Origin of the sequence: Isoptericola nanjingensis, assembly GCF_050311635.1 — a bacterium.
Lineage (GTDB): Bacteria > Actinomycetota > Actinomycetes > Actinomycetales > Cellulomonadaceae > Isoptericola > Isoptericola nanjingensis.
Map to the genome: position 1 here is coordinate 272,460 of NZ_JBNOZL010000006.1, position 24,309 is coordinate 296,768.

A 24,309-nucleotide genomic window follows, 5' to 3' on the forward strand; every position below is an offset into this window, starting at 1 on the left:
CCACCGACCAAGCGGGCCGCGAGAGGAGACGCCATGAGTGACACGCCCGCCCAGGACCGCCCTAGCTCGGGGGAGATCGAGAAGGTTCGCGAGCTGATCAAGGACGAGACGGTCGCCATGGTCACGACCGTGACATCCGACGGCACCCTGGTCAGCCGGCCCATGGGCGTCCAGGCGGTCGACTTCGACGGGGACCTGTGGTTCTTCGCGGGCGCCGACTCCTCGCTCGCCGCCGACGCCCGGCAGGAGCCCGCGGCGAACGCCGCCTTCTCGGGCTCGTCGTCCTGGGTGTCGGTGGCCGGACAGGTCACGCTGGTGCGCGACCGCGACAAGCTCCGCGATCTGTGGAACGCCGTCGCCGACGCATGGTTCCCCGACGGTCCCGACGACCCGAACGTGGCCCTGGTCCGGCTGCGCGCGACGAGCGCCGAGTACTGGGACTCGCCCGGAGGCCGCGTGGTGACGCTCTTCCGCCTCGTGGCCAGGAAGATCACCGGCAAGCCGCATGAGGGTGGCCAGAACGAGACCGTCCAGCTCTGAAGGCCTCGGTGACGGCGGCGGTGACGCCCCCAGGTGGCGCTCGTAGGCTGACCCGGTGACCGTCACCACCACCCGCACCTCCACGATCCCCGGCGTCCATGTCACCGACCGCACCCTCACGGTGCCGCTGGACTGGTCGCACCCCGACGACGGGCGCACGATCTCCCTCTTCGTCCGCGAGCTCGTGGACCCCACGAGGCGCACCGACGACCTGCCGCTGCTCGTCTTCCTGCAGGGCGGCCCGGGCGGCAAGGGCCCTCGCCCCACCGGTCCCGACGGCTGGGTGGGCGAGGCCCTGAAGCGGTTCCGCGTGGTGCTGCCCGACCAGCGCGGCACCGGTCGCTCGACGGCGGTGCGGGCCGCCGCGCTCACCGCGCTCGGCTCTGCCGACGCCCAGGCCGAGCACCTGACGCACCACCGCGCCGACTCGATCGTCGCCGACGCCGAGCACGTGCGGAAGTCCGTCTACGGCGGCCGACGCTGGTCGACGCTGGGGCAGTCGTACGGCGGGTTCCTCACGCTCACGTACCTGTCCCAGGCACCGGACGGCGTGGCCGCGTCGTACGTCACCGGCGGCCTCGCCGGGCTCACCGCGAGCGCCGAGGACGTCTACCGGCGCACCCAGCCGCGCGTGGTCGCCAAGAACGCGCTCTACCGCGAGCGGTACCCCGACGACGTCGACCGCGTGGCGCGCATCGCCGACCGGCTCGCCGTCGGCGACGTGCGCCTGCCCGGCGGGGACCCGCTCACCGTCGAGCGGTTCCAGACCCTCGGCATGGCGTTCGGCATGGGGCCGGGCTTCGAGCGCGTGCACTGGATCGTCGACGAGGCCTTCGACGAGGGCGCGCCCGACGAGCTGACCGACACGTTCCTCGCCGAGGTCGAGGCCGCCACCGGCTTCGCCACCAACCCGATGTACGCCGTCCTGCACGAGTCGATCTACGCGCAGTCCGGCACCGGCGCCACGGCATGGGCGGCGCAGCGGGTGCGCGACGACGACGCGTCGTTCGGGGCCGACGCCCGGCCGTTGCTGTTCACGGGCGAGATGATCTACCCCTGGATGTTCGAGCAGGTCTCGGCGCTGCGCCCGTTCCGCCCGGCCGCCGAGGTGCTGGCGGCGCGCACCGACTGGACCGACCTGTACGACCTCGGCGTCCTCGCCCGCAACGGGGCGCCGCTCGAGGCCGCCGTCTACCACGACGACATGTTCGTGGACGCCGGGCTCTCCCTGGAGACGGCGGCCCAGGTCGGGAACGCTCGCGCCTGGGTGACCAACGAGTTCGAGCACGACGGCCTGCGCCTGGGCGACGTCTTCCCCCGGCTCCTCGCCCGCATGGACGCCCGCGGGGGCGCGCGCCCGTGACCGCGCCGGCCGGGCGGCGGCGCGCCTCTCAGGTCGCCGCCGTCCAGGCCTTTCCGGGCCAGTACGCCCACTCCTCGAAGTCCGCGACGCGGCCGTCGTCGGCGAAGCGCAGCACCCACAGGTCGCGGTACTCCTGCTCCCGGGGCGCGGTGTAGCCCACCTCGACCCGGACGACGGCGACGTCGCCCTCGACGGCGAGCGGCTCGGCCGCCATCGTGAACGCCGAGTCCTGGTCGACGGTCCAGAACCCGCGGATCGCGTCGTGGCCCACGAGCTCCTCGGGGTCGTAGGGCGAGCGCGCGTACCGCGCGTCCGGCGTGAACAGGCGCGCGACGGCGTCGGCGTCGCTCTCGCGCCATGCCTGCTCGTACCCCGCGACCCAGCTCCGTACCGACTCCCGGTCCACCATCCGTGCAGTATGACGGCGGACGGCACGCCACACCTGTTCGGGACGTCGCTGCAGGTGAGGGCCGGTTCTCGCTACCGTGCGGGCGTCGAAACCCTCACGACCAGGAGCTGATCGCGATGACCCACGACTCCCCCGCCCCCGACCTCCCCGTGCTCGAGACCGACGTCCTCGTCGTCGGCACCGGGCCCGCGGGCGCCTCGGCCGCCCTCTTCCTCGCCACGTACGGCACGCGCGTCATGGTGGTGACCAAGTACGGCCGCCTCGCCGACAGCCCCCGCGCGCACATCACCAACCAGCGCACGATGGAGGCGCTGCGCGACATGGGGCTCGAGGACGCGCTGCTGCGCGAGGCGACGCCGTGGGACTCGATGGGCAACACGACGTTCTGCACGAGCCTGGCGGGCGAGGAGCTCGGGCGCATCCCCTCCTGGGGCACCGACACGGCGCGCCGCGCCCGGTACGAGCTGCAGAGCCCGTGCCCGATGGTCGATGCCCCGCAGACCATCACCGAGCCGATCCTCGTGCAGGCGGCCCAGGAGCGCGGGGCGACCGTGCGCTTCGACACCGAGTACGTCGACCACGTGCAGGACGCCGACGGCGTCACCACCACCGTCCGCGACCGGCTCACCGGGGCGACGTACCGGGTGCGCTCGCGCTACCTCGTCGGCGCGGACGGCGCCCGGAGCAGGGTGGCGGAGCACCTGGACCTGCCCTACGAGGGCCCCGGGGCCGTGGGCGGGTCCCTGAGCATCGTGTTCGAGGCGGACCTCTCCCGCTTCGTGGCCCACCGGCCGTCGGTCCTCTACTGGATGCTGCAGCCGGGCGCGGAGCGCGAGGGCGTGGGGCTCGGCGTGCTGCGCATGATCAAGCCCTGGACCGAGTGGATGGTCATGTGGGGCTACGAGGTCGCGGCCGGGCCGCCGGAGCTCACCGACGAGTTCGTGCGCGAGCTCGCCGTGAACCTCGTGGGCACCGACGACTTCGAGATGCGCGTGAAGTCCGCGTCCCCGTGGACCGTGAACCACCACTACGCCACGACCCTGGCGAGGGGCCGCGTCTTCTGCGTGGGCGACGCCGTCCACCGGCACCCTCCGACGAACGGCCTGGGCTCGAACACGTCGATCCAGGACTCCTACAACCTCGCCTGGAAGCTCGCCCACGTCGTCGCCGGACAGGCGGACCCGGCGCTGCTGGACTCCTACGACGCCGAGCGGGCCCCGATCGCGCGGCAGATCGTCGAGCGCGCCAACCAGAGCATCGCCGACACGGGCCGCATCCTGGCCGCGCTGGAGCTCGAGGACACGAGCGACCCCGCGCGGCTCGAGGCCCAGCTGGAGCTCCGCAAGGCGCCCGGCGAGGACGGCGAGCGCGTGCGGGCCGCGCTGCGCGAGGCGATCGCCTTCAAGCAGTACGAGTTCGACGCGCACGGGGTGGAGCACAACCACCGGTACGCCTCGGGCGCGGTCCTGCCGGACGGCACCCCGGAGCCGGAGTACGCGCTCGACCCCGAGCTGTACGCCCAGCCCACCACGTGGCCGGGCGCCCGGATCCCGCACACCTGGGTGACCGTCGACGGCGCCAAGGCCTCGACCCTCGACCTCGTCGGGCAGGGGCGGTTCGCCGTCGTCACCGGGATCGGCGGCGAGGCGTGGGTCGACGCCGCCCGGGAGCTCGGCGAGGAGCTCGGGCTCGACCTCACGACCGTCGCGATCGGGCCCGGCCGCGACGTCGAGGACCCCTACGGGACGTGGGCGGGCCTGCGGGAGATCGAGGACTCCGGGGTGCTGCTCGTCCGCCCGGACCTGCACGTCGCCGCCCGTCGGGCGAGCGCTCCCGCCACGGCGGCCGAGGCGCGGGCGTGGCTCGCGGACGCCCTGTCCGCCATGCTCGGCCGCAGCCCCGCCGCGACGCCCGACGAGCCCGCCGCCGCGGCGGTGCTGGCCGGCGTGTGACCTGACCGTGCGCCGTCCCCGCCGCCCTCGGCCGTCGAGGGCGGCGGGAACCGCGGGGTACCGTCGTTCGTCGGACTGTCGGGCCGGCCCCGTCGTCCGGCGCACGCACACACGAAGGTGACACCAGCATGAGCTCGACCTCCCCCGCCCCGATCCTGCGCGCGTCCGGCCTCGTGGTCGGCTACGGCGGCCCCGCGATCCTCGAGGGGATCGACCTGGAGCTGCTGCCCGGCGCGGAGCCCGTGGGCGTGCTGGGCGAGTCGGGCGCCGGGAAGTCGACCCTGGTGCAGGTGCTGCTGGGTCAGCTGCGCATCCGCGAGGGACACGTGACGTTCCAGGGGCGCACCGTCGCCAAGCTCGGCCGGCGCGACAAGAAGAAGTTCCGCGCGGCGGTGCGCACGGTCGCGCAGAACGGGCTCGACGTCGACCTCCGCTGGACCGTGGAGCGCGCCGTCTCCGGCGCGCTGTCGGACGCCCGCAAGGCCGGCCGCGCGAGCGGCCGCACCGTGGCGGACCTGCTGGACGACGTCGCGCTGGAGCCGCACTTCGCGAAGCGCGCGATCTACTCCCTCTCCGGCGGGGAGAAGCAGCGCCTCGCGCTCGCCCTCGCCCTGGCCACCCGCCCCGAGGCGCTGCTGCTCGACGAGCCGCTCACCGCAGTCGACCCGGCGATGCGCGGCGAGATCGTGCGCCGCCTCACCGACGCCACCCGCGCCGAGGGCACCGCCGTGCTGCTGGTCTCGCACGACGTCGAGCTGGTCGGACGGCTCTGCCCCACCGTGCATGTGCTCGCGGACGGCACGTTCGTCGCCTCGGGCCCGATGGGCGACGTCCTGGCCGCCGGCTCCGACGACGACGCGCACCCCGCCGTCCGCGGCCTCGCCGAGGCGGCGCCCCTGGCGGCGCAGCGCTTCCGCTGACCTGATCTCCCGCGGCGCCCCCCCCCCCGGTTCCCGACGGGACGTTCCCGCCGGAGCTTTCCCGCCGGAACCGGGCCGCACCGCGACGCGTTCACCGGGTGACGACACCGGGGCGACCGTCGGCGCCTCGGCCGCCGACCGACCGAGAGGACCCCGGTGGACGCGGACACCTGGTGGAACATCGCGCTCGTCCTGCTCTTCGTGCTCCTGGGCGGCGTGTTCGCCGGGACGGAGTTCGCCCTGGTCTCGCTGCGGGGCACGCAGATCGACCAGCTCGAGCGCAGCGGCCCTCGCGGCCGCCGGGTGGCCGGGATCGCCCGCGACCCGAACCGCTTCCTCGCGGCCGTGCAGATCGGCGTCACCGTGGCGGGCTTCTTCTCCGCGGCCTACGGCGCGTCCACCCTGGCGCCCGACGTCGCCCCCGCGCTCGAGTCCCTCGGTCTCCCGGAGGGCGCCGCCGCGACGGTCGCGCTCGTCGGCCTGACCCTCGTCATCGCCTACCTGTCGCTCGTGCTCGGCGAGCTCGTGCCCAAGCGGATCGCGCTGCAGCGCACCGCGCAGGTCGCCCTGGCCGTCGGGCCGCCGCTGGACCGCTTCGCCGTGCTGATGCGGCCCGCCATCTGGCTGCTGTCGCGCTCGACGGACGCCGTCGTGCGCCTGCTGGGCGGCGACCCCAGCCTGCGCTCGGAGGAGATCACCGAGCAGGAGCTGCGCGACCTCGTCGCCGCCCACCCCGGCCTGCACGAGGACGAGCGGCGCATCCTCTCGGACGTGTTCGCCGCCTCGGAGCGCAGCCTCGGGGAGGTCATGCGCCCCCGGGGCGACGTCGTCTTCCTGCGGGCGGACCTGCCGCTCGCCGCGGCCGAGGAGCGCACGCGCGACCTGCCCTACTCGCGGTACCCCGTCATCGGCGACGACGTCGACGACGTGCTCGGCTTCGTGCACGTGCGCGACCTCGCCCGCGGCGCGGGGGCGCCGTCGGCCGGCCGACGCACCGTGCGCGACGTCGCCCGGCCGGTGCTCGACCTCCCGGCGACCGGACGGCTGCTGCCGACCCTCGCCGAGATGCAGCGCACCCGCACCCACCTCGCGCTCGTCGTCGACGAGTACGGCGGGACGGACGGCATCGTCACGCTGGAGGACCTCGTCGAGGAGCTCGTCGGCGACATCCGCGACGAGCACGACCCGCTCGCCGCGGTGCGCGTGGCGGGCACGTACGACGCCGGCCTCACGATCGAGGACTTCGCCCGGCTCACCGGCGTCGAGCTGCCCGACGGTCCGTACGAGACCGTCGCGGGCTACGTCCTGGCACGGCTGGGGCGCTTGGCCGAGACCGGCGACGCCGTCGTGGTCGACGACGCCGGCCCCGCCACGGACCACCCCGATGCGGACGGCGAGCACGTCCTGCGCGTGACTGCGGTCGAGGACCGCCGCATCCGCGAGGTCCGCCTCGACTGACCTGCATGCTGTCCCGACGTGCCGACCGAACGTGGTGGGCGCCGTCAAGAGGGGTCGGCGGCGGGGGCGTGCCGTTGCAGGAAGGCGAAGACGTCGGTGTCGTCGACGCCGGGGAACGCGCCGCGCGGCAGCGCCGCGAGCACCTGCTGGTGCATGCGGGCGCTGGGCCAGGCGACGCCGTCCCACCGCTCGGCGAGCTCGGCGGGCGGGCGCTGGCAGCACGACGGGTCGGGGCACGTGGAGGCGTGCCGCACCTGGGTGTCGCGCCCGCGGAACCACTTGGCGTGCGCGTACGGCACGCCCACGGTGATGGAGAACTGCCGCCCGTCCGCGCCGGTGCCGGTCTGGACCGAGTCCCAGAAGGTGCCCGCCGGGGTGTCGGTGTACTGGTACGACTCGGTGGCGCGGTCGCGGCGCGTGAACGCCTCGCGCCCCGCCCACCAGCGGCACACGAGCTGCCCCTCGATGGCGCCGGTCACGTCCTGCGGCAGGGGCAGCCCGTCGTTGGCGTAGCCGCGGAACAGCGCGCCGTCGTCGCCCACGCGCAGGAAGTGCAGCGGGATGCCGAGGTGCACGGTGGCGAGGTTGGTCAGGCGCATCGCCGCGGCCTCGTGCGTGACGCCGAACGCGTCACGGAAGTCCTCGACCGCCAGGTCCTTCTCCCGCTTGCGCCGCTGCAGGAACTCCACCGCGACCGACTGCGGGATGAGGCAGCTCGCCGCGAAGTAGGTGATCTCCACCCGTTGCTGTAGGAACTCGGCGTAGCTGCGCGGCCGCTCGTGGTCCAGCACACGGTGCGCGATGGCCTGCAGCGCGAGCGAGCGCAGCCCGTGCCCGCCGGGGATGGACGCCGGCGGCAGGTAGATCCGGCCGTTCTTCAGGTCCGTGACCGACCGCGCCGACCGCGGCAGGTCGTCCACGTGCAGGATCGTCAGTCCCAGCTGCTCGGCCATGCGCGCCACCGTGCGGTGCGTGAGGGCGCCCGCACCCGCGTACCCCGCGCGGTGGGTCAGCTCCTCGCCGAGCGCCTCGATCTGGGGCAGGTAGTTGTCGCGCACCTGGCGCTCGTGGCGCAGCTCGGTGTTCGCGCGGCGCGCCTCCTCGGGGGTGGCGATCGCCTCCTCCTCGCGCCGCGACAGCTCCGTGTGCAGGCCGACGAGCTGCTCCAGCACGGGCATCGGGAGCTTCTGGCTGGGCTTGACCGACGGCAGGCCGAGCGCCCCGAAGAGCGGTCCGCGCTGCGCGCGCTCCAGGGCGATCTCCAGCTCCGCCCGGCGCGACGGCGGCTCGTCGGCGAGCAGGTCGGGCACGGCCACGCCCACGGCGTCGGCGATCGAGCGCAGCAGCGACAGGCGCGGCTCGCGCCGCCCGTTCTCGATCAGGGACAGCAGGCTCGGCGCCGATCCCACCCGCTCCCCCAGCGCCTCGAGCGTGAGGCCGCGCGACGTGCGCGCGTGCCGGATGCGCCGGCCGAGGGTGATGAGGTCCGGCGCATCCGCCCCGGGGACGTCCTTGGCAGCCATGGTTTGACGTTACGTGAAGATCGGCATTTCTTCACGGCCGATCCGCTGGAAAGTCGGTGCGGCGGGGAGGGACGCTGGAGACAGCCCACCCGGCGGCGCACGCCGGGGCCTCGACGGACGGAGCACCCGATGACCTTCACCGCGAACCCGCGCCGCACGCGACTCGCGATCGCCGAGCTCGCCCCGGACGTCCTGGCCCCCAGCGCCCTGGCGCCCGCGGAGCACGCCGGCGCCGCATCGTCGCGCGCCACCGCCCCGTCGCCGCGGGACCCCCGCGCCTGGGTACGGGAGATCGCCGAGCTCACGCAGCCCGACGAGGTCGTGTGGTGCGACGGCTCGCCCGCGGAGAAGCAGCGCCTGCTCGCCCAGATGGTCGATGCCGGCACGCTGATCAAGCTGGACGAGGCGAAGCGGCCGAACTCCTACCTCGCCCGGTCGGACCCGTCCGACGTCGCCCGCGTCGAGTCGCGCACCTTCATCTGCTCGGAGCGCGAGGAGGACGCAGGCCCGACGAACAACTGGCGCGCGCCCGCCGAGATGCGCCAGGTGCTGACCGGGCCAGACGGCGTCTTCGCCGGCTCGATGCGCGGCCGCACCATGTACGTGGTGCCGTTCTCGATGGGACCCGTCGGCGGCCCGATCTCGCAGGTCGGCATCGAGATCACTGACTCCCCGTACGTCGTCGTGTCGATGCACGTCATGACGCGGGTCTCGCCGCAGGTCATGGACCTCGTCGACGGCGGGCAGCAGTGGGTGCCGGCCGTGCACACGGTGGGCGCCCCGCTGGCGGACGGCGAGGCCGACGTGCCGTGGCCCTGCAACGACACGAAGTACATCGTCCACTACCCCGAGACCCGTGAGATCTGGTCGTACGGCTCCGGCTACGGCGGCAACGCCCTGCTGGGCAAGAAGTGCTTCGCGCTGCGCATCGCGTCGGCGATGGCCCGCGACGAGGGCTGGCTCGCCGAGCACATGCTGCTCGTCCGTGTCACCTCGCCGGAGCAGCGGCAGTACCACCTCGCCGCCGCGTTCCCGAGCGCGTGCGGCAAGACGAACCTCGCCATGCTGCGCCCGACCATCCCGGGCTGGACGGTCGAGACGCTCGGCGACGACATCGTCTGGATGCGCCCCGGCCCCGACGGCCGCCTTCGCGCCATCAACCCCGAGGCGGGCTTCTTCGGTGTCGCGCCGGGCACGGGCGTCGAGACCAACCCCACCGCCGTCGAGACCTTCACGCACGACGCGATCTTCACGAACGTGGCCCTGACCGACGACGGAGACGTGTGGTGGGAGGGCCTCACGCCCGAGCCGCCGGCGCACCTGATCGACTGGCAGGGCAACGACTGGGCGCCCGGCTCCGACACCCCGGCCGCGCACCCGAACTCCCGGTTCACGGTGTCGGCGGCGCAGTGCCCGTCCATCGCGGACGTCTGGGAGGACCCGGCCGGCGTGCCGGTCGACGCGATCGTCTTCGGCGGCCGCCGCGCCACCAACGTGCCGCTCGTGACCCAGGCGACGAGCTGGGACCACGGCGTCTTCATGGGCGCCACGATCAGCTCCGAGCGGACGGCCGCGGCCGAGGGCACGGTCGGCGAGCTCCGTCGTGACCCGTTCGCGATGATGCCGTTCTGCGGCTACAACATGGCCGACCACTGGTCGCACTGGCTGGCGGTGGGCAAGGGCCTCGACGCCGACAAGCGGCCCAAGGTGTTCCAGGTGAACTGGTTCCGCAAGGGCGAGGACGGCAGCTTCCTGTGGCCCGGGTTCGGCGAGAACTCGCGTGTCGTGGAGTGGATCGTCACCCAGCTCGACCGGGCGCGCGGCCTGCGCACCGACGCCGGCGCCGTGCACTCCCCCGTCGGCCTGCTGCCTGCGGAGGGCGCGCTGCGCACCGACGGCCTCGACCTGACCGACGACGACCTCGCCGCCCTCTTCGACGTCCCGGCCGAGGCGTGGCTCGCCGAGACGGCGCTGACCGGCGAGTTCTTCGAGACCTTCGGCGACCGCGTGCCCGACCAGCTCTGGGCGCAGCTCTCCCTGCTGCGCGAGCGGCTCGGCGCGCGCGGCTGACCCACAGACCCGGGCCCGCCGGAGAGGCACCGGCGGGCCCGTACCCCTCGCCCGGCGCGGCAGTCCGGGTTCACGGCGGCAGTCCGTCCTGCCGCGGCGAGCCGAGACTGCCGCGCCGAGCCGCGCCGGGCGTCAGGCGTACACCGTGCCCATGAGCTCCCGGACGTCGGCGAGCGTGCGGTCGGCGACCTCGTTCGCCCGGGCGTTCCCCCGGGCGAGGACGTCGCGCACGACGGCGGGTCCGTCGGCGGCCAGGGCGGCCCGCCGCTCGCGCAGCGGACGCAGCCCCTCCACGACCGCCTCCGTCACGACCGCCTTCAGCCGCCCCGCCCCGGCGTCGCCGACCGACGCGGCCAGCGCGTCCGGCGTCGTGCCCGCGAAGTGCGCGCCGATGCGCAGCAGGTTCGCCACCTCCGGCCGGTCCTCCGGGGCGTAGGCGATGTGCCGCTCGGAGTCGGTGCGGGCGCGACGGAAGAAGCGCACCGTCTCGTCCTCCGTGGCGCGCAGCTCCAGCGCGTTGCCGCGCGACTTGCTCATCTTGGCGCCGTCGTTCCCCAGCACCGTGAGCGACCGCGTGAGCAGGGCCTCCGGCTCCGGGAAGTACGGGCGGGCGCCTGCGTACCGCTGGTTGAAGCGGCGCGCGACCGTCCGCGTCGTCTCCAGGTGCGGCAGCTGGTCGAGCCCCACGGGCACGAGGTTGCCGTGGCAGAACAGGATGTCCGCCGCCTGGTGCACCGGGTAGGTGAAGAGCAACCCGGACATGCCCCGCCCCTGCCGCTTCTCGGCGTCCGCGGCCTCCGCCTTCACGGTGGGGTTGCGCTCCAGCTCAGTCACGCTCACCAGCGACAGGAACGGCAGCAGCAGCTGGTTCAGGGCAGGCACCGCCGAGTGGGTGAACACCGTGGAGCGCGCCGGGTCGATGCCTGCGGCGAGGTAGTCGAGCACCACCTCGCGCACGACGGCGGGCAGGTCCCCGGCGTCGTCGCGGTCGGTGATGACCTGGTAGTCGGCGACGACGAGCACCACCTCGACCCCGGCGTCCTGCAGACGCACCCGGTTGTCGAGCGTGGCGAGCAGATGGCCGAGGTGCAGCGTGCCGGTCGGCCGGTCGCCGGTGAGGACGCGGAAGCGGCCCGGGTCGCGCGCGATCTCCGCCTCGATCTCGGCGGAGCGGGCCTGCGCGACGGCGGCGCTCGTCGTCGCGGGGGTGAGGGTGGTCAGGACGGTCGGTGCGGTCATCGGTTCGGCTCCTCAGGAGGATCGCCGCCCGTCGGACCGGTCCGGACACGAGAACGCCCCGGCTGCGACGGGCAGCTCGGGACGGGGACGTGGGCGCGTCGGGTCAGGGCTGCGGAGGCAGCCACCACCAGTTCGCGCGCGTCGTCATGACGTCAGCCTATGCCCGCGGCCGGGGTACCGGAATCCGCGCCACGGCCGGGCCAGACCCGCGGCGAGGTGAACCGGGGACGTCCGTGCGCCGCGTCCGTGCACGCCGTGGTCAGATTCTCCCGTGGAGAACGCAGCACGACGCCCGACCGGGACCACCCAGGGCCAGGCCCCGATCCTGGGCCGGGACGCCGAGCTCGCCCGCGTCGAACGCCTCGCCGCCCCGGGTTCGGGCGGCGTGCTGCTCTTCGTCGGAGAACCGGGACTGGGCAAGACGACCCTGCTGGAGCACGGTCGCGAGCTCGCCCGCCGGTCGGGACGGCACGTCCTCACGGCGCGGTGCGCGCGCGGCGAGCGCGAGCTGCCGTTCGCCGCGCTGCACCAGCTCCTGCTGCCGCGTCTCGACCGCCTCGACCGCCTGCCGGCGCCGCAGGCCCGCGCGCTCGGGGCAGCCCTCGGCCTGCACGAGGCCACGGCCGTCCCGGACCGGCTGCACCTGGCAGCAGGGGCGCTCACGCTCCTGTGCGACGTCGGGCCCTCCACGAGCGACGGCTCCAGCGACAGCGGCACTCTCGCCGTCGTCGACGACCTGCACTGGGCGGACGACGCCTCCCGCGACGTCCTGCTGTTCTGCGCCCGCCGGCTGGCCGACGCGTCCGCCGGGACGTCCCTCCTCCTGTCCACGCGGCCGGAGGCACCCGAGCCCCTCCCGACGATCACCCTGTCGAGCCTCGACCCCCGTGACGCCGCCCGGGTCCTCGACCTGCAGCCCGTCCCTCCCGCCGCTGCCGTGCGGCACGACCTCATCCAGCACGCGGCCGGGAACCCCCTGGCGCTCGTCGAGCTGTCCCGCGCCGACGCCGCGGTGCCCTCGCCCGCGTCGTCCGACGGCCCCTGGCCGGTGAGCGGGCGGATCGAGCGGGCGTTCGCCTCCCGGCTCCCCGCGCTGCCCGCGCCGACGCGCTGGCTGCTGCTCCTCGCCGCGGCGGCCGACGGCGACGACCTCGCGCCCGTCCTCGCCGCCGCCGGTGACGTGCCCGACGACGACCGGCTGGTCGCGTGGGCACCGGCCGAGACCGCGGGCCTCGTCCACCTGGACGGGCCCCGCTTCCGGTTCCGTCACCCGCTGGCACGCGCCGCCGTCTACCACGCCGCGCCCTTCGCGGAACGACGTGGCGCACACCTGGCCCTGGCGGAGGCCGTCGACGACCTCGACCGGCGCGCCTGGCACCGCGCGGCCGCCGCCGTCGGCCCCGACACCGCCGTGGCGACCGACCTCGAGGCCACGGCCGACCGGGCCCGCGAGCGAGGGGGCTGGGCCGCGAGCGCCCGCGCGCTCGAGCGGGCGGGCGAGCTCTCGGCAACCTCGGACGAGGCGGCGCGCCGCTTCGTGCTCGCGGCACCGGCCGCCATGTACACCGGGCGCACGGCCTGGGTGGAGCGCCTGGCGGACCGCGCCCTCGAGGCCACCGACGACGAGCACACGCGCTGGGAGGCCGACCTCTACGGGGGATGGGCGGCTGCCTCGACGCCCCGCCACCGCGCCGCCGTCGAACGGCTGACGACCGTCGCGCGCCGGGCGGGGGCGTCCGACCCCCAGCTGGCCCTCGCCGCGCTGGCCCCCGCCGCCGTGACGGCCTACTACTCCGGCGACGACGAGCTGATCGACGACGTCGCGCGCTGCCTCGAGGCGCTGCACCCGGACGAGACCGTGCCGGTGACCGCGTGGGTGCGGGCCGCGGCCGCGCCGTTCGCCCCGGCGTCGCGCGCCACGCTGGACGGCGCGGTCCGGGCGGCCACGCACCTCGGCATCAGCGAGCTCAACGTGCTCGGCGGGGCGGCGTGGATGCTCGACGAGACCGGGCTGGCCGCGCGGTTGCTCGGCGAGCTGCTGGAGCTGTTCTCCCACGGCCCCACGCAGGGGGCCAACGCCCTCGTCACGGCGACCCTCGCCGCTGCGCTGCACGAGCTCGGCAGGTGGGACGACGCCCAGGGGCACGTCGAGGACGCGGTGCGCGTCGCGGAGGCCACGGGGATGCCGGTCGTGCGGGCGGCCGCGGTCGAGACGGCCGCCCTGCTCGCCGCCGGCCGAGGCAGGACGGACGAGGCCCGAGAGCTCGCGCAGCACGCGCTCGCCGACGTGGGGCCCGGGGCGACCCGGTCGGTGGAGGTGCGCGCGCGACAGGCGCTCGGTCTCGCCTCCCTGGTCGCCGGCGAGCCCGAGGCCGCCTACGACGCCCTCCGCCGGACCTTCGCCCCCGACGGGCGCCCCACCCACCGGCACGCCTCGGTGCACGGGATCGCGCTGCTCGCCTCCGCCGCCGCTCGCGCGGACCGGCCCGAGCGGCTCGAGGACGCGGCCCAGGTGCTCTCCGCCGTCACGGCACACGTCGGCGACGCCCCCGGGCCGCGGGTGGCGGCCCTGCTGCACCACGCCCGCGCCCTGCTGGCGTCCCCCGACGACGCGGTGGGCGAGTACCGCACCGCGCTGGCCGACCCTGCCGGCGCCACCTGGCCGTTCGAGCGTGCCCTCGTCCGGCTCGACCTCGGCGAGCGGCTGCGGCGCCTGCAGCGTGTGAGCGAGGCACGGACCGAGCTCAGCGCCGCGCGCGAGACCTTCCTGCGGATCGGCGCCGCCTCGTTCGCGGACCGGGCGAGCGCCGAGCTCCGCGCCGCCGGCGTCGCGGTGGCGGAGCGCACGCCCGACGCCCTCGCGCAGCTCACTCCCCAGCAGCGCCGCATCGTGCGGCTGGCGGCCGAGGGACGCACCAACCGGGAGATCGCGGAGCGCCTCTTCCTGTCCCCCCGGACGGTCGGGTTCCATCTCTACCGGGTGTTCCCGCTGCTCGGCGTGACGTCGCGCGGCCAGCTGCGCGACCTGGTCGACGCCGGGGCCTCCGAACCGCGACCAGTCATCTGACAGAAGCGGCCGGCCACCCGCACGGGTGAGGGTGATGTCTCCGACCCTGGGAGACACACCATGACCGAGTTCAGCGCGTCCCGCCGTGCCGTGGTCTTCGTCCACGGCCTGTGGCTCCACGCCGACTCGTGGACACCGTGGATGGACCGCTTCGCGGAGGCCGGCTACGACCCGCACAACCCGGGCTGGCCCGGCGCCTCCGCCACCGTGGCGGAGGCGAGGGAGAACCCCGAGCTGGCGGGCGGCGTGGGCATCGACGACGTCGTGGCGCACTACGCCGACGTCCTCGACGGCCTGTACGTCGACGGTCTCGACCCGCGGCCCGTCGTCGTCGGGCACTCGTTCGGCGGCCTCGTCGCGCAGCGCCTGCTCACCGAGGGCCACGCGGCCGCGGCGGTCGCGATCGACCCGGCACCCATGCGCGGGAACATCCTCCTTCCGCCGAGCTCGCTGCGGGTGGCCGCCGTCGCGCTGACGAGCCCTGCGAGCTTCCGGGGCACCGTCGCGCTGACCCCGGAGGAGTTCCGGTACGGCTTCGCCAACGAGCTCTCGGACGACGAGGCCGCCGCGCTCTACGACCAGTGGACGATCCCCTCCCCCGGCAGGCCCCTGTTCGAGGACGCGGCGGCGAACCTGCTGCCGGGCTCGCCCGCGCGGGTCGACACCCGCGACGCGGACCGCGGTCCGCTCCTGTTCATCGGCGGCGGCATGGATCACACGGCGCCCGCGTCCCTGACGCGCACCTCCGCGAAGATCCACCGGAAGCACTCCGGCGCCGTCACCGACCTCGTCGAGTTCCCCGACCGGGGACACTCGCTCACCATCGACCACGGCTGGGCCGAGGTCGCGGACGCCGCGCTCGCGTGGCTCAAGGAAAAGGGGCTGTGATGCCTTTCATCACCACTTCCGACAGCTCGACCGGTCCCGTCGAGATCTTCTACAAGGACTGGGGCACCGGTACCCCGGTCGTGTTCTCGCACGGGTGGCCGCTGAACGCGGACGCCTGGGACCGCCAGATGATGGCGGTCACCGACGCCGGCTTCCGCGCCGTCGCGCACGACCGACGCGGTCACGGTCGCTCCACGCAGACGGGCGACGGCAACGACATGGACCACTACGCGGACGACCTCGCCGCGCTGCTGGACCAGCTCGACCTCACGGACGTCGTGCTCGTGGGCCACTCGACCGGCGGCGGCGAGGTGGCCCACTACCTGGCGCGCCACGGCTCGGCGCGCGTGCGCAAGGCGGTCCTCGTCGGGGCCGTTCCCCCGCTGATGGTGCAGACGCCGGAGAACCCGGACGGCACCCCGATCGAGGTGTTCGACGGCATCCGCGAGGGCGTGCGGACGGACCGCTCGCAGTACTACCGCGAGCTCGCCGTGCCGTTCTTCGGCGCGAACCGCGAGGGGGCGAACGTCTCCCAGGGCGCGATCGAGCAGTTCTGGCGGCTCTCGATGCAGGCCGGCCTGAAGCCGGCGTACGACTGCATCGCGCAGTTCTCGGAGGTCGACTACACCGACGACCTGCGCGCGATCGACGTCCCGGTCTTCGTGGCGCACGGCGACGACGACCAGATCGTGCCGATCAAGGCCGCCGGGATCCGGTCGGCGGAGATCCTCGCCGACGCGACGCTCAAGGTCTACCCGGGCGCACCGCACGGCATCGTCGGGGCGTACGAGGACGAGTTCACGAAGGACCTCGTGGCGTTCGTCCAGGCGTGACACGACGGTGACCCTCCGGCCCTTCGTGGCCGGAGGGTCGCTCGTCAGCGGGACCGGTCGGCGGGCGGCGTGAGCAGCGGCTCGAGGTCGGAGGCGTCGACCAGCGGGTCGTCGAGGTCCACCGTGATCTGCGACCGCGCCATCACGCGGGCCGCGCCGGTGACGGCGGAGCGCAGCGCCGGGTAGTCGCCCACCCGGGTGCGCTCCAGCACGGTGCCCACGAACCGGCTGCCGCGCGGCGAGACCGTCTCCAGCGACTCGCCCTCGCGGATCTCCCCGCGCTGGGCCATGAGCGCGAGCCGCGCCGACGTGCCGGTGCCCGTGGGGCTACGGCAGAGCACGCCCGGGTGCACGTAGGTGGCCGACGGCGACTCCCAGCGGCCGTCGCCGACCTGGCGCAGCGGGCCCATGAAGTGCGCGAACGGCAACGGCCCGACGTCGCCCAGGTCGGGGTGCTCCTGGCGCAGGCCGGGCCGGGCCGCGCGGACGAAGGCGTCCCCGAACGCGGTCAGCGCGACCTGCTCCGTCGGGCCGATGTCGAACCCGTAGCGGGACGCGTCGATGAGCGCGTAGTACGCCCCGCTCCACACGAGGTCGAACAGCACGTCGCCGTGGTTCGGCACCTCGACGCTCAGTGCCTCGTCGGCCACGTACGCCGGCTCGCCCTCGGTGGTGATGGACACGACCCGCCCGTCGATCACCCGCGCGCTGACCCGGGCCAGGCCCGCGGGGGACTCCAGGACGATGTCCTGGAGCCCGTCGCCGTCGCGCAGCGGGATGGCCCCGCTCTGCAGCAGCGCCGTGGCCGTGCAGATCGTGTTGGAGCCCGAGTAGAGCGGGTACCCCATCGCCTCCATGATCACGTAGCCGGCCTGCGCCCGCGGGTCGCTGGGCTCGACGATCAGGTCGACCGACATGGCCGGGTCGCCGTACGGCTCCGACAGCAGCAGGCGGCGCAGCCCGTCGCCCTGCCGCTCCAGGTAGCGCGCCTTCTCCAGCACGGTCCGCCCGGGCAGCGGCTCGACGCCGGACATGACGACCCGGCTGACGTCTCCGCCCGACTGCGCGTCGATCAGCTCGATGGTGCGCTCACGGCTGCGCATACGGTGCCCCCACGCCGTCCCAGTGCCGGTCCGGCACGACGACGAGCTTGCCGACGTAGGACTTCGCCAGGAACGCGCGCTGCGCGTCGTGCAGGTCGGAGAGCCGGAACGTGCGGTCCAGGAGCGGACGGATCTCGCCGTCGGAGATGTAGCGCACCAGCCGCCGGAAGGCGGTGCGCGTGCCCTGCGACGACCCGTGCAGCTCGAGCTGCTTGAGGTACATGGTGCGCAGGTCGAGCTGCACGACCGGGCCGCCGATCGCGCCCGCCGTCGTGTACCTCCCCTCGGGCCGCAGGATGCGCAGCAGGTCGTTGAACATCGGCCCGGCCACCAGGTCGGCGACGACATCGACCGGGCCGTCCACCACACGCCCCACCTCGGCGACGAGGTCGGCGGCGTCGCGCAGCACGACGTCCTGCGCCCCGATCTGCCGCAGCGCGGCCTCCTTGCCGGCGCTCGTCACGGCGTACGGGACGGCGCCGCGCACGCGGGCGAGCTGCACGATCGCCGACCCCACGCCGCCGGACGCCCCCGTCACGAGCACCCGCTCCCCCGCGGCCAGCCGCGCCCGGTCGAGCATCTGCTCCGCGGTGAGGTAGGCGCAGCAGAACGTCGCGAGCTCGGCGTCGGCGATGTCGGCCGTGATCTCGTAGGCGTTCTCGGCGGGGGCGGTCATGTACTCGGCGTACCCGCCGTCGCGGCCGTGCCCGATGTAGTCGATGTCCGCCAGGCTGTCGTCGCCCTCGGGCCGGTGGTAGATGCTGAAGTCCACGACGACGCGCTCGCCGACCCGGCCGGCGGGCACGCCGTCGCCGACGGCGGCGATCACGCCGACCGTGTCCGCGCCCTGGATCCGGGGGAAGGTGAGCGTGGACCTGCCGCGTCTCCACGTCGAGACGGAGCCCGGGTCCGTCTCCGTGCCGTACGCGCCCTCCCGGACCCAGACGTCCGTGTTGTTCATGCCGCAGGCGTGCACGTCGACCAGGACCTCGCCCGCGGCGGGCGCGGGCGTGGGCACGTCCTCGCGGTACACCAGCCGGTCGAGGCCACCGTGGCCGACGAGCTGGACCGCCTTCATCACCGCCGGGATCTCCGCCATCAAGTGAGCGTAGGGGCGGGAGGCCCGTCGCGTCATCGGGACGGCGGCACGTCGCCCGGCCGCTCTCCCGGCCACCCGCCCGACCACCCGGGCGACCGGTGGGAGAATCGGGCCGTGCCCGACCAGCTCCCGCCCGTGCCCGCGTCCCCGTTCGCCCACGTCGTGTACTACGAGCCGCGCATCCCGGGGAACACGGGCTCCGCCATCCGCCTCGCCGCCGTCACCGGGGCGCGGCTGCACCTCGTGGAGCCGCTGGGCTTCGACCTGTCCGAGGCGAAGCTCAAGCGCGCCGGGCTGGACTACCACGACCTGGCCGTCATGGACGTGCACCCGACGTTCGACGCCGCGCTCGACGCCCTGCCCGACGCGCGCGTCTTCGCGTTCACCGCGCACGCCGACACCACCTACACCGACGTCGAGTACCGCCGCGGCGACGTCCTGCTCTTCGGCCCCGAGCCGACCGGCCTGCCCGACGAGGCGATGGACCATCCGCGCGTCACCGACCGCGTGAAGATCCCCATGCTGCCCGGTCGGCGCTCGCTCAACCTCACCAACGCCGCGTCCATCGTCGTCTACGAGGCGTGGCGGCAGGCGGGCTTCCCGGGCGCCGTCTGAGCGCGACGCGGCGCGTCTCGCGGCGCCGTCACCCGGGCAGGACGTCGATGAGTCCCCGATACTCCAGCGGCGCACGGTCGTGCACGTTCGTGCCCGGCCCGGTCATGCGTCCACGCCGACGACGCGGACGAGCTCTGCCAACCTGGCCATGACGTCGGAGCCCGGGTCGGCGTCCGTGACGACGCCCGCGACGGCGTCGAACCCGATCACCTCGAACGGCGACGCGGCCCCGACCTTCTCCGACGAGCCCAGCACGAAGGTCTCCGCGGCGCGGCCGGCCAGCGCCCGCTTCATGGCGGCCTCGTCCGGGTCGCCGGTGGTGAGCCCGGCGTCGGGGTGGATGCCCGTGACCCCGAGGAGGAAGACGTCGGCGGAGATCCGCTGCGCGGCCTCGACCGCGGCCGCGCCGCTCGCCACCGCGGAGTGCTTGAAGAGCCGGCCGCCGAGGACGAAGACCTCGGCCACGGGGTGCTCGACCAGCGCCGTCGCCACGGTCGGGCTGTGCGTGACCACGGTGCACCCCAGGTCCGGCGGGAGCGCCCGTGCCACCGCGAGCGCCGTCGTCCCGCCGTCGAGGATCACCGTGCTCCCCGGGTCGATCAGCCGCACCGCCGCCGCGGCGACGCGCTCCTTGCCCGCCACCTCGACCCGCTGCCGGCCGGCGTAGTCGACGACCGCCGGGGACACCGGCAGCGCGCCTCCGTAGACGCGCTGGCACAGCCCCTCGGCCGCCAGCTCGCGCAGGTCGCGCCGGATGCTGTCCTCCGACAGGCCGAGCTCCGCCGCAGCCGTCTTGGCCACGACCTTGCCGTCGCGACGGAGGGTCTCGAGGAGGTGGTCACGCCTCTCGGCAGCGAGCATCGCGTTTCTCGTTTCTTCGTAGTCCTGCATGTTTGTGTCTAGTCTACGGGCATGACCCGACCACTGCTCATCCTCGTCGCCGGCCCCTACCGTTCCGGCACCGACGGCGACCCCGCCGCGATGGAGGCCAACCTGCGCCGGCTCGAGGAGGCCGCCTGGCCCGTCTTCGCCGCCGGGCACGTCCCCGTGGTCGGCGAGTGGGTGGCGCTGCCGGTGCTGCGCTCGGCCGGCGCCACGCTGGACGACGACCTCGCGGACGACGTGCTCTACCCGACGGCGCAGCGGCTGCTGCAGCACTGCGACGCCGTGCTCCGGCTGCCCGGCGAGTCGACCGGGGCCGACCAGGACGTCGCGATCGCCGAGAGCCGGGGCCTCCCCGTCTACTACGACGTCGCCGACGTGCCGCGTCTCGCGGACGCCGACCGGTGAGCGGCCTTCCCGGCGTCGACGTCCCCGACCACCGCGGCCGGACCGGCCTCGACCGGGCCGGACGGGACCTGCGCCGCAACCCGGACGTGGTCGTGCGCGACGTCGAGCTCACCTCCCGGGGCTGGCACGTGCTGCGCCGCACGACGTTCGACCATCGCCGGCGTGACGGGAGCTGGCGCACCCTCGAGCGGGAGACCTACGACCGCGGGGACGGCGCCACGATCCTGCTGCACGACGACGCGCGGTCCACCGTGCTGCTCACCCGCCAGTTCCGGTTCCCGGCGTATGTCAACGACCACCCGGACGGGATGCTGATCGAGACGGCCGCGGGCCTGCTCGACGACGACGACCCCGAGACCGCGATCCGCCGCGAGGTGGCCGAGGAGCTCGGTGTCGCCGTCGGCCCGGTCGCGCATGTCTTCACCGCGTACATGAGCCCCGGCTCCGTCACGGAGAAGGTCCACTTCTACGCCGCGCCCTACACGCCGGGCGACCGTGTCGGACCCGGCGGCGGGGTCGCCCACGAGGGCGAGGACATCGAGGCCGTCGAGCTCCACCGCGACGACGCCCTGGCCATGGTCCGCGACGGCCGCATCGTCGACGGCAAGACCATCATGCTGCTCCAGTGGTGGGCACTGCGGGGCTGACGACAGGATGTGCACCATGCGCAGCAGCCTCTTCCACCACACCGAGCCGCAGGGCGAGCCCGGCAGCTTCCAGCTCGTCAACCCGCGGATGCTCAAGGTCGACCTCGCCGGCTCCGGTGGGTTCTTCTACGCCAAGCAGGGGTCGATGGTCGCCTACCAGGGCGACGTCGACTTCGCCTACGAGGGCGCGGGCGGCATGACCAAGCTCTTCAAGAAGGCGTTCACCGGCGAGGGCATGTCCCTGATGAAGGTGTCCGGCAGCGGCGACGTCTTCCTCGCCCAGGACGCCGACGAGGTGTTCGTGCTGTACCTGGAGAACGAGAGCGTCACCGTCTCGGGCAGCAACATCCTCGCGTTCGAGAGCTCGCTGACCTGGGACATCAACCGCGTGCAGGGCGCGTCGGTGCTCAGCGGCGGGCTGTTCAACACCACGTTCACCGGCTCCGGCGCGCTCGCCGTCACCGCCTACGGCACCCCCGTGGTGCTCGAGGTCGACGAGCCCACCTACGTCGACATGCAGAGCGTGGTGCTCTGGTCCACGACCCTCACCAGCACCGTGCGCAAGACGGCGAAGCTCGGCGCCGCCATCGGCCGCGGCTCGGGCGAGGCGTACCAGCTCGGGCTCACCGGCCAGGGCATCGTCGTCGTGCAGGCGTCCGAGGGCCACCCGCTGCCGAACCAGAACTGACGCCGGTCGCGGCGGCGCCCGGCCGTTGGCGCGTCCCGGCACGCCTGGGACCGACGTCAGGCGGGCGCGAGCACCTCGACGCGGTTGCCCGCGCCGTCGCGGGTGTGGAACCTCAGGTACCCCGCGAAGGTCGTCCGCTCGGAGCGGTCGACGGCGAAGCCCGCATCCTCCAGCCGGTCCGCCGTCGCGTCGAGCGCGGCGACGTCGTCCACCACCAGGGCCGGGTGCGCCTTGCGCGCCGGGACGAACGGGTCCTCCACGCCGACGTGGATCTCCGCGACGACGGCGCCCCTCGCGTCGACCCCCCGGAACCAGCAGCCGCCGCGTCCCGCCAGCTCCGGCGGCTTCGCCACCTCGGTCAGGCCGAGCCCGGCGCCGTAGAACGCGCGTGCCGCGTCTTCGCCGCCCGGCGGGCAGGCCACCTGCACGTGATGCAGCCGCATGTCGTCTCCTCGTCTCCGAAAGTATCTCGACGTCAAGATATCCGGTCGCGTGCGCGCTCTCGACGACGGCGCTCCGCGGCAGCCCGGACGGCCCACCCGCCGCCCATGAAGATCGGCACATCGACCAGGAACCGGCCGAACGGAGAGAGGTCGGGCGCGAGCGCCTCGATCACGGAGACCGACGCGCCCGCAAGGGTCACGAACAGCGCAGCGACGAGGACGACTCGCACCGCCTCAACCCTCCAGGAGCCACGTCGCGGCGCGGCGCAGGAGCTCGGCGTGGGACGGCGAGTCGTAGGCGCGGACGTCGTGCCCCAGCCCGCTGTACACGGTGCGGCCGCCGTGCGCGTCGGCGACCCACACGGCGGGGTGCCGCTCCCCGTCGTCGCCGATCACCCAGCCCAGCACCTGCGACGACGGCGCCACGCGCAGGTGGCAGTACCGCTCGTCGACCACCTCGACGGCCCCGATCCCCTCCGTGATCGCGTGCGCCCCCACGGCCAGCGGCACCGTGGTGGGACCCAGCGGCGGGTGCATCGACTCCCCTGGCACCCACCGGCCACCGAGCACCTCCTCCCACTCCGGGTGGTCGCCGAACGCGTTCGCCGCCTGGTGCACCGCGAGGATCCGTCCGCCGGCGCGCGCCCACGCGTCGAGGCGCGCGTGGAACGGCGCCCAGGCCGCGTCGTCGGGGCCGATGCCGGCCTCCCGGAGCCCCGGCCACGGCGTGCCGGCGTTGACGACGAGCAGGTCGATGTCGTCCAGGTCGTCGAGGGCGTCGGGGAACGTCGAGCGGACGACGACGTCGGGGGCGCCGCCGTCCGGGTCCAGCCCGGAGAGCACCAGCGCCAGCCGGTGCGACGTCGCCGCGTGGTCGTGCCAGGGGTCCTCGTGGCGGCCGCGGCCGGCGAGGATCAGGATGCGGGGAGGTCGGGAGTCGCGCGTCGTCGTCACGACGCCCCATCCTGCCGGTCGGGACCCGCCGGGGACCACCGAACGATCGGGATCGATCGCGCCGCCGGGTCAGCCGACGACGAGCCGCACGAGCGCGTCGACCCGACGGTCGTCGTTGCCGGCCGACAGACGCCCCGCCCGGTGCAGCGCGACGAGGCCGTGCACGGCGCCCCACAGCACCTCGGCCGCGGTCGCCGGGTCGGAGGGCGGCGCCTCGAGCCCCGTCAGCGCCCCCTCGATCGCCGCGAAGCCCGCGCGGAGGGTCTCCGGCGTGTCGTCCGAGGCGAACGGGACCAGCACGGGCAGGAGGAACATCGCGTCGTAGGTCGCGGGGTGCCGCGCGGCGAAGTCCAGGTACGCCGTCACCAGCCCGCGCACCCGCGCGGCGTCCGTCCCTGTCTGCCCGGACGTCGCGGACGAGAGGACGCCCGCCAGCTCCTCGAACCCTGCCAGGGCGACCGCGGTGACGATCTCCGTGCGCCCCTGCGGGAAGTGCCCGTAGAGCACCGGCTGGCTGTACTCGATCGCGTCCGCGAGCCGCCGGGTCGTCACGGCCTCCCACCCCTGCTCCTCGGCGAGCGCGCGGGCGGCGGCCACGATGCGGTCCCGGCGCTCGGCGACCTGGCGGGCTCGTCGTGCAGCGGCAGCGGTCGTCATGCCGGCGACTCTAGCACTGCTAGACGATTGCTGATATGTTCTCTAGCGCTGCTAGATCTAGCGGCGCTAGCCCACGGAACGGAGCAGGGCCATGGAGTGGTTGCCGATCGTCGCCGTCGTCGTCACCGGGCTGATGGTGGGGGTGGAGCTGTCCGTCGCGTTCGTGATGAACCCGATCTTCGACAGCCTGCCCGACGGCGCGGGGATCCTCGCCCGTGCCCACGGCGGCCGGATGCTGGGGCGCCTCATGCCCTTCTGGTACATCGGCTCGACTCTGCTGGTCGCCGGCACCGCGCTGGTCGTCCCCGATGCCGCGGTCGTGGCCTGGGCCGCCGTCGGCCTGCTGCTCGTCAGCGTCGTCCTGTCCGTCACCCTGCTGGTGCCGATCAACGACCGGGCCAAGACCTGGACCGCCGAGACCGCCCCCGCCGACCACCGCGAGCAGGCCACGCGCTGGGACCGGCTGCACCTGGTGCGCCTCGCGGTGATCGTCGCGGCGTTCGTCCTGGTGACGGTGGCCGCCGCCCGGTGACGGCCACCGTCCGCGCGCC

General features: G+C 74.4%; 24 protein-coding genes. 14 read left to right on the forward strand and 10 right to left on the reverse strand.

Annotation, left to right across the window (positions count from 1 at the left end; translation table 11 throughout):
* The first annotated feature begins 33 nt into the window (after positions 1-33).
* Positions 34-540 carry a pyridoxamine 5'-phosphate oxidase family protein gene (locus ACQP6G_RS13820; RefSeq protein ID WP_429765001.1) on the forward strand — a complete coding sequence of 169 codons (507 nt, stop codon included), beginning with the start codon at positions 34-36 and terminating at the stop codon, positions 538-540.
* A gap of 55 nt (positions 541-595) precedes the next feature.
* Complete coding sequence (locus ACQP6G_RS13825) at positions 596-1,903, forward strand: alpha/beta fold hydrolase (protein ID WP_429765003.1); 1,308 nt, start codon at positions 596-598, stop codon at positions 1,901-1,903.
* A 28-nt stretch (positions 1,904-1,931) separates the two neighbouring features.
* Here ACQP6G_RS13825 and ACQP6G_RS13830 read toward each other — a convergent pair whose 3' ends face one another.
* Positions 1,932-2,312 carry a YybH family protein gene (locus ACQP6G_RS13830; protein ID WP_429765004.1) on the reverse strand — a complete coding sequence of 127 codons (381 nt, stop codon included), beginning with the start codon at positions 2,310-2,312 and terminating at the stop codon, positions 1,932-1,934.
* A gap of 116 nt (positions 2,313-2,428) precedes the next feature.
* Between ACQP6G_RS13830 and ACQP6G_RS13835 the strand changes: the two genes are divergently transcribed.
* From ACQP6G_RS13835 to ACQP6G_RS13845, 3 genes are all read left to right on the forward strand, one after another.
* Positions 2,429-4,264, forward strand: coding sequence for an FAD-dependent oxidoreductase (locus ACQP6G_RS13835; protein ID WP_429765005.1), 1,836 nt, complete (start codon positions 2,429-2,431; stop codon positions 4,262-4,264).
* Positions 4,265-4,392: 128 nt separating this feature from the next.
* Complete coding sequence (locus ACQP6G_RS13840; protein ID WP_429765006.1) at positions 4,393-5,184, forward strand: ABC transporter ATP-binding protein; 792 nt, start codon at positions 4,393-4,395, stop codon at positions 5,182-5,184.
* Between the two features lie 156 nt (positions 5,185-5,340).
* The gene (locus ACQP6G_RS13845) at positions 5,341-6,642 is read left to right on the forward strand and encodes a hemolysin family protein (protein ID WP_429765007.1); all 1,302 of its coding nucleotides are present in this window, start codon (positions 5,341-5,343) and stop codon (positions 6,640-6,642) included.
* Between the two features lie 44 nt (positions 6,643-6,686).
* Here the strand turns inward: ACQP6G_RS13845 and ACQP6G_RS13850 are convergent, their stop codons facing one another.
* Positions 6,687-8,165, reverse strand: a complete 1,479-nt coding sequence (locus ACQP6G_RS13850) for a helix-turn-helix domain-containing protein (protein ID WP_429765008.1) — start codon at positions 8,163-8,165, stop codon at positions 6,687-6,689.
* Positions 8,166-8,294: 129 nt separating this feature from the next.
* On the opposite strand from ACQP6G_RS13850, the gene ACQP6G_RS13855 reads away from it, so the two are divergent.
* A complete protein-coding gene (locus ACQP6G_RS13855) occupies positions 8,295-10,235 on the forward strand; it encodes a phosphoenolpyruvate carboxykinase (GTP) (RefSeq protein WP_429765009.1) in 1,941 nt (646 codons plus the stop codon).
* Between the two features lie 132 nt (positions 10,236-10,367).
* On the opposite strand, the gene trpS is transcribed toward ACQP6G_RS13855, so the two are convergent.
* Positions 10,368-11,474 (reverse strand): tryptophan--tRNA ligase, encoded by a 1,107-nt coding sequence (gene trpS, locus ACQP6G_RS13860; protein ID WP_429765011.1) that lies wholly within the window; start codon positions 11,472-11,474, stop codon positions 10,368-10,370.
* A gap of 271 nt (positions 11,475-11,745) precedes the next feature.
* On the opposite strand from trpS, the gene ACQP6G_RS13865 reads away from it, so the two are divergent.
* Genes ACQP6G_RS13865 through ACQP6G_RS13875 form a run of 3 tightly spaced genes read left to right on the forward strand, consistent with a single transcriptional unit; the run spans position 11,746 to position 16,262 of the window.
* Entirely contained in the window at positions 11,746-14,541 is a 2,796-nt protein-coding gene (locus ACQP6G_RS13865) for a helix-turn-helix transcriptional regulator (RefSeq protein ID WP_429765013.1), read from the forward strand.
* Between the two features lie 60 nt (positions 14,542-14,601).
* The gene (locus ACQP6G_RS13870) at positions 14,602-15,429 is read left to right on the forward strand and encodes an alpha/beta hydrolase (protein WP_429765015.1); all 828 of its coding nucleotides are present in this window, start codon (positions 14,602-14,604) and stop codon (positions 15,427-15,429) included.
* The gene (locus ACQP6G_RS13875; RefSeq protein WP_429765017.1) at positions 15,429-16,262 is read left to right on the forward strand and encodes an alpha/beta fold hydrolase; all 834 of its coding nucleotides are present in this window, start codon (positions 15,429-15,431) and stop codon (positions 16,260-16,262) included. Before ACQP6G_RS13870 ends, ACQP6G_RS13875 begins: the two co-directional genes overlap by 1 nt.
* Before the next feature lie 44 nt (positions 16,263-16,306).
* Here ACQP6G_RS13875 and ACQP6G_RS13880 read toward each other — a convergent pair whose 3' ends face one another.
* Both ACQP6G_RS13880 and ACQP6G_RS13885 read right to left on the reverse strand, forming a co-directional pair.
* Positions 16,307-17,365 carry a proline racemase family protein gene (locus ACQP6G_RS13880; RefSeq protein ID WP_429765019.1) on the reverse strand — a complete coding sequence of 353 codons (1,059 nt, stop codon included), beginning with the start codon at positions 17,363-17,365 and terminating at the stop codon, positions 16,307-16,309.
* Positions 17,352-18,464, reverse strand: a complete 1,113-nt coding sequence (locus tag ACQP6G_RS13885) for an alcohol dehydrogenase family protein (RefSeq protein WP_429765021.1) — start codon at positions 18,462-18,464, stop codon at positions 17,352-17,354. The genes ACQP6G_RS13880 and ACQP6G_RS13885 overlap by 14 nt, the downstream gene beginning before the upstream one ends.
* Before the next feature lie 114 nt (positions 18,465-18,578).
* Between ACQP6G_RS13885 and ACQP6G_RS13890 the strand changes: the two genes are divergently transcribed.
* The gene (locus ACQP6G_RS13890) at positions 18,579-19,079 is read left to right on the forward strand and encodes a tRNA (cytidine(34)-2'-O)-methyltransferase (protein ID WP_429765023.1); all 501 of its coding nucleotides are present in this window, start codon (positions 18,579-18,581) and stop codon (positions 19,077-19,079) included.
* 102 nt (positions 19,080-19,181) lie between these two features.
* Here ACQP6G_RS13890 and ACQP6G_RS13895 read toward each other — a convergent pair whose 3' ends face one another.
* Positions 19,182-19,940, reverse strand: coding sequence for a DeoR/GlpR family DNA-binding transcription regulator (locus tag ACQP6G_RS13895; RefSeq protein ID WP_429765024.1), 759 nt, complete (start codon positions 19,938-19,940; stop codon positions 19,182-19,184).
* A 51-nt stretch (positions 19,941-19,991) separates the two neighbouring features.
* Here ACQP6G_RS13895 and ACQP6G_RS13900 point away from each other — a divergent pair, with 51 nt between their 5' ends.
* Genes ACQP6G_RS13900 through ACQP6G_RS13910 form a run of 3 tightly spaced genes read left to right on the forward strand, consistent with a single transcriptional unit; the run spans position 19,992 to position 21,704 of the window.
* Positions 19,992-20,369 carry a DUF4406 domain-containing protein gene (locus ACQP6G_RS13900; RefSeq protein WP_429765026.1) on the forward strand — a complete coding sequence of 126 codons (378 nt, stop codon included), beginning with the start codon at positions 19,992-19,994 and terminating at the stop codon, positions 20,367-20,369.
* Positions 20,366-21,016, forward strand: a complete 651-nt coding sequence (locus ACQP6G_RS13905) for an NUDIX domain-containing protein (RefSeq protein WP_429765027.1) — start codon at positions 20,366-20,368, stop codon at positions 21,014-21,016. The genes ACQP6G_RS13900 and ACQP6G_RS13905 overlap by 4 nt, the downstream gene beginning before the upstream one ends.
* Before the next feature lie 16 nt (positions 21,017-21,032).
* The gene (locus tag ACQP6G_RS13910) at positions 21,033-21,704 is read left to right on the forward strand and encodes an AIM24 family protein (RefSeq protein ID WP_429765029.1); all 672 of its coding nucleotides are present in this window, start codon (positions 21,033-21,035) and stop codon (positions 21,702-21,704) included.
* A gap of 56 nt (positions 21,705-21,760) precedes the next feature.
* On the opposite strand, the gene ACQP6G_RS13915 is transcribed toward ACQP6G_RS13910, so the two are convergent.
* The 4 genes from ACQP6G_RS13915 to ACQP6G_RS13930 all read right to left on the reverse strand — a co-directional run bounded on the left by ACQP6G_RS13915 (position 21,761) and on the right by ACQP6G_RS13930 (position 23,758).
* Positions 21,761-22,147, reverse strand: coding sequence for a VOC family protein (locus tag ACQP6G_RS13915; protein ID WP_429765031.1), 387 nt, complete (start codon positions 22,145-22,147; stop codon positions 21,761-21,763).
* Positions 22,148-22,179: 32 nt separating this feature from the next.
* Positions 22,180-22,377: a hypothetical protein gene (locus ACQP6G_RS13920; protein WP_429765033.1), complete on the reverse strand. Its 198-nt coding sequence runs from the start codon at positions 22,375-22,377 to the stop codon at positions 22,180-22,182.
* A 4-nt stretch (positions 22,378-22,381) separates the two neighbouring features.
* Positions 22,382-23,101 carry a ThuA domain-containing protein gene (locus ACQP6G_RS13925; protein WP_429765035.1) on the reverse strand — a complete coding sequence of 240 codons (720 nt, stop codon included), beginning with the start codon at positions 23,099-23,101 and terminating at the stop codon, positions 22,382-22,384.
* 69 nt (positions 23,102-23,170) lie between these two features.
* Positions 23,171-23,758 carry a TetR/AcrR family transcriptional regulator gene (locus ACQP6G_RS13930; protein ID WP_429765037.1) on the reverse strand — a complete coding sequence of 196 codons (588 nt, stop codon included), beginning with the start codon at positions 23,756-23,758 and terminating at the stop codon, positions 23,171-23,173.
* A gap of 91 nt (positions 23,759-23,849) precedes the next feature.
* Between ACQP6G_RS13930 and ACQP6G_RS13935 the strand changes: the two genes are divergently transcribed.
* A complete protein-coding gene (locus ACQP6G_RS13935) occupies positions 23,850-24,290 on the forward strand; it encodes an anthrone oxygenase family protein (protein WP_429765039.1) in 441 nt (146 codons plus the stop codon).
* The last annotated feature ends 19 nt before the right edge of the window (positions 24,291-24,309 follow it).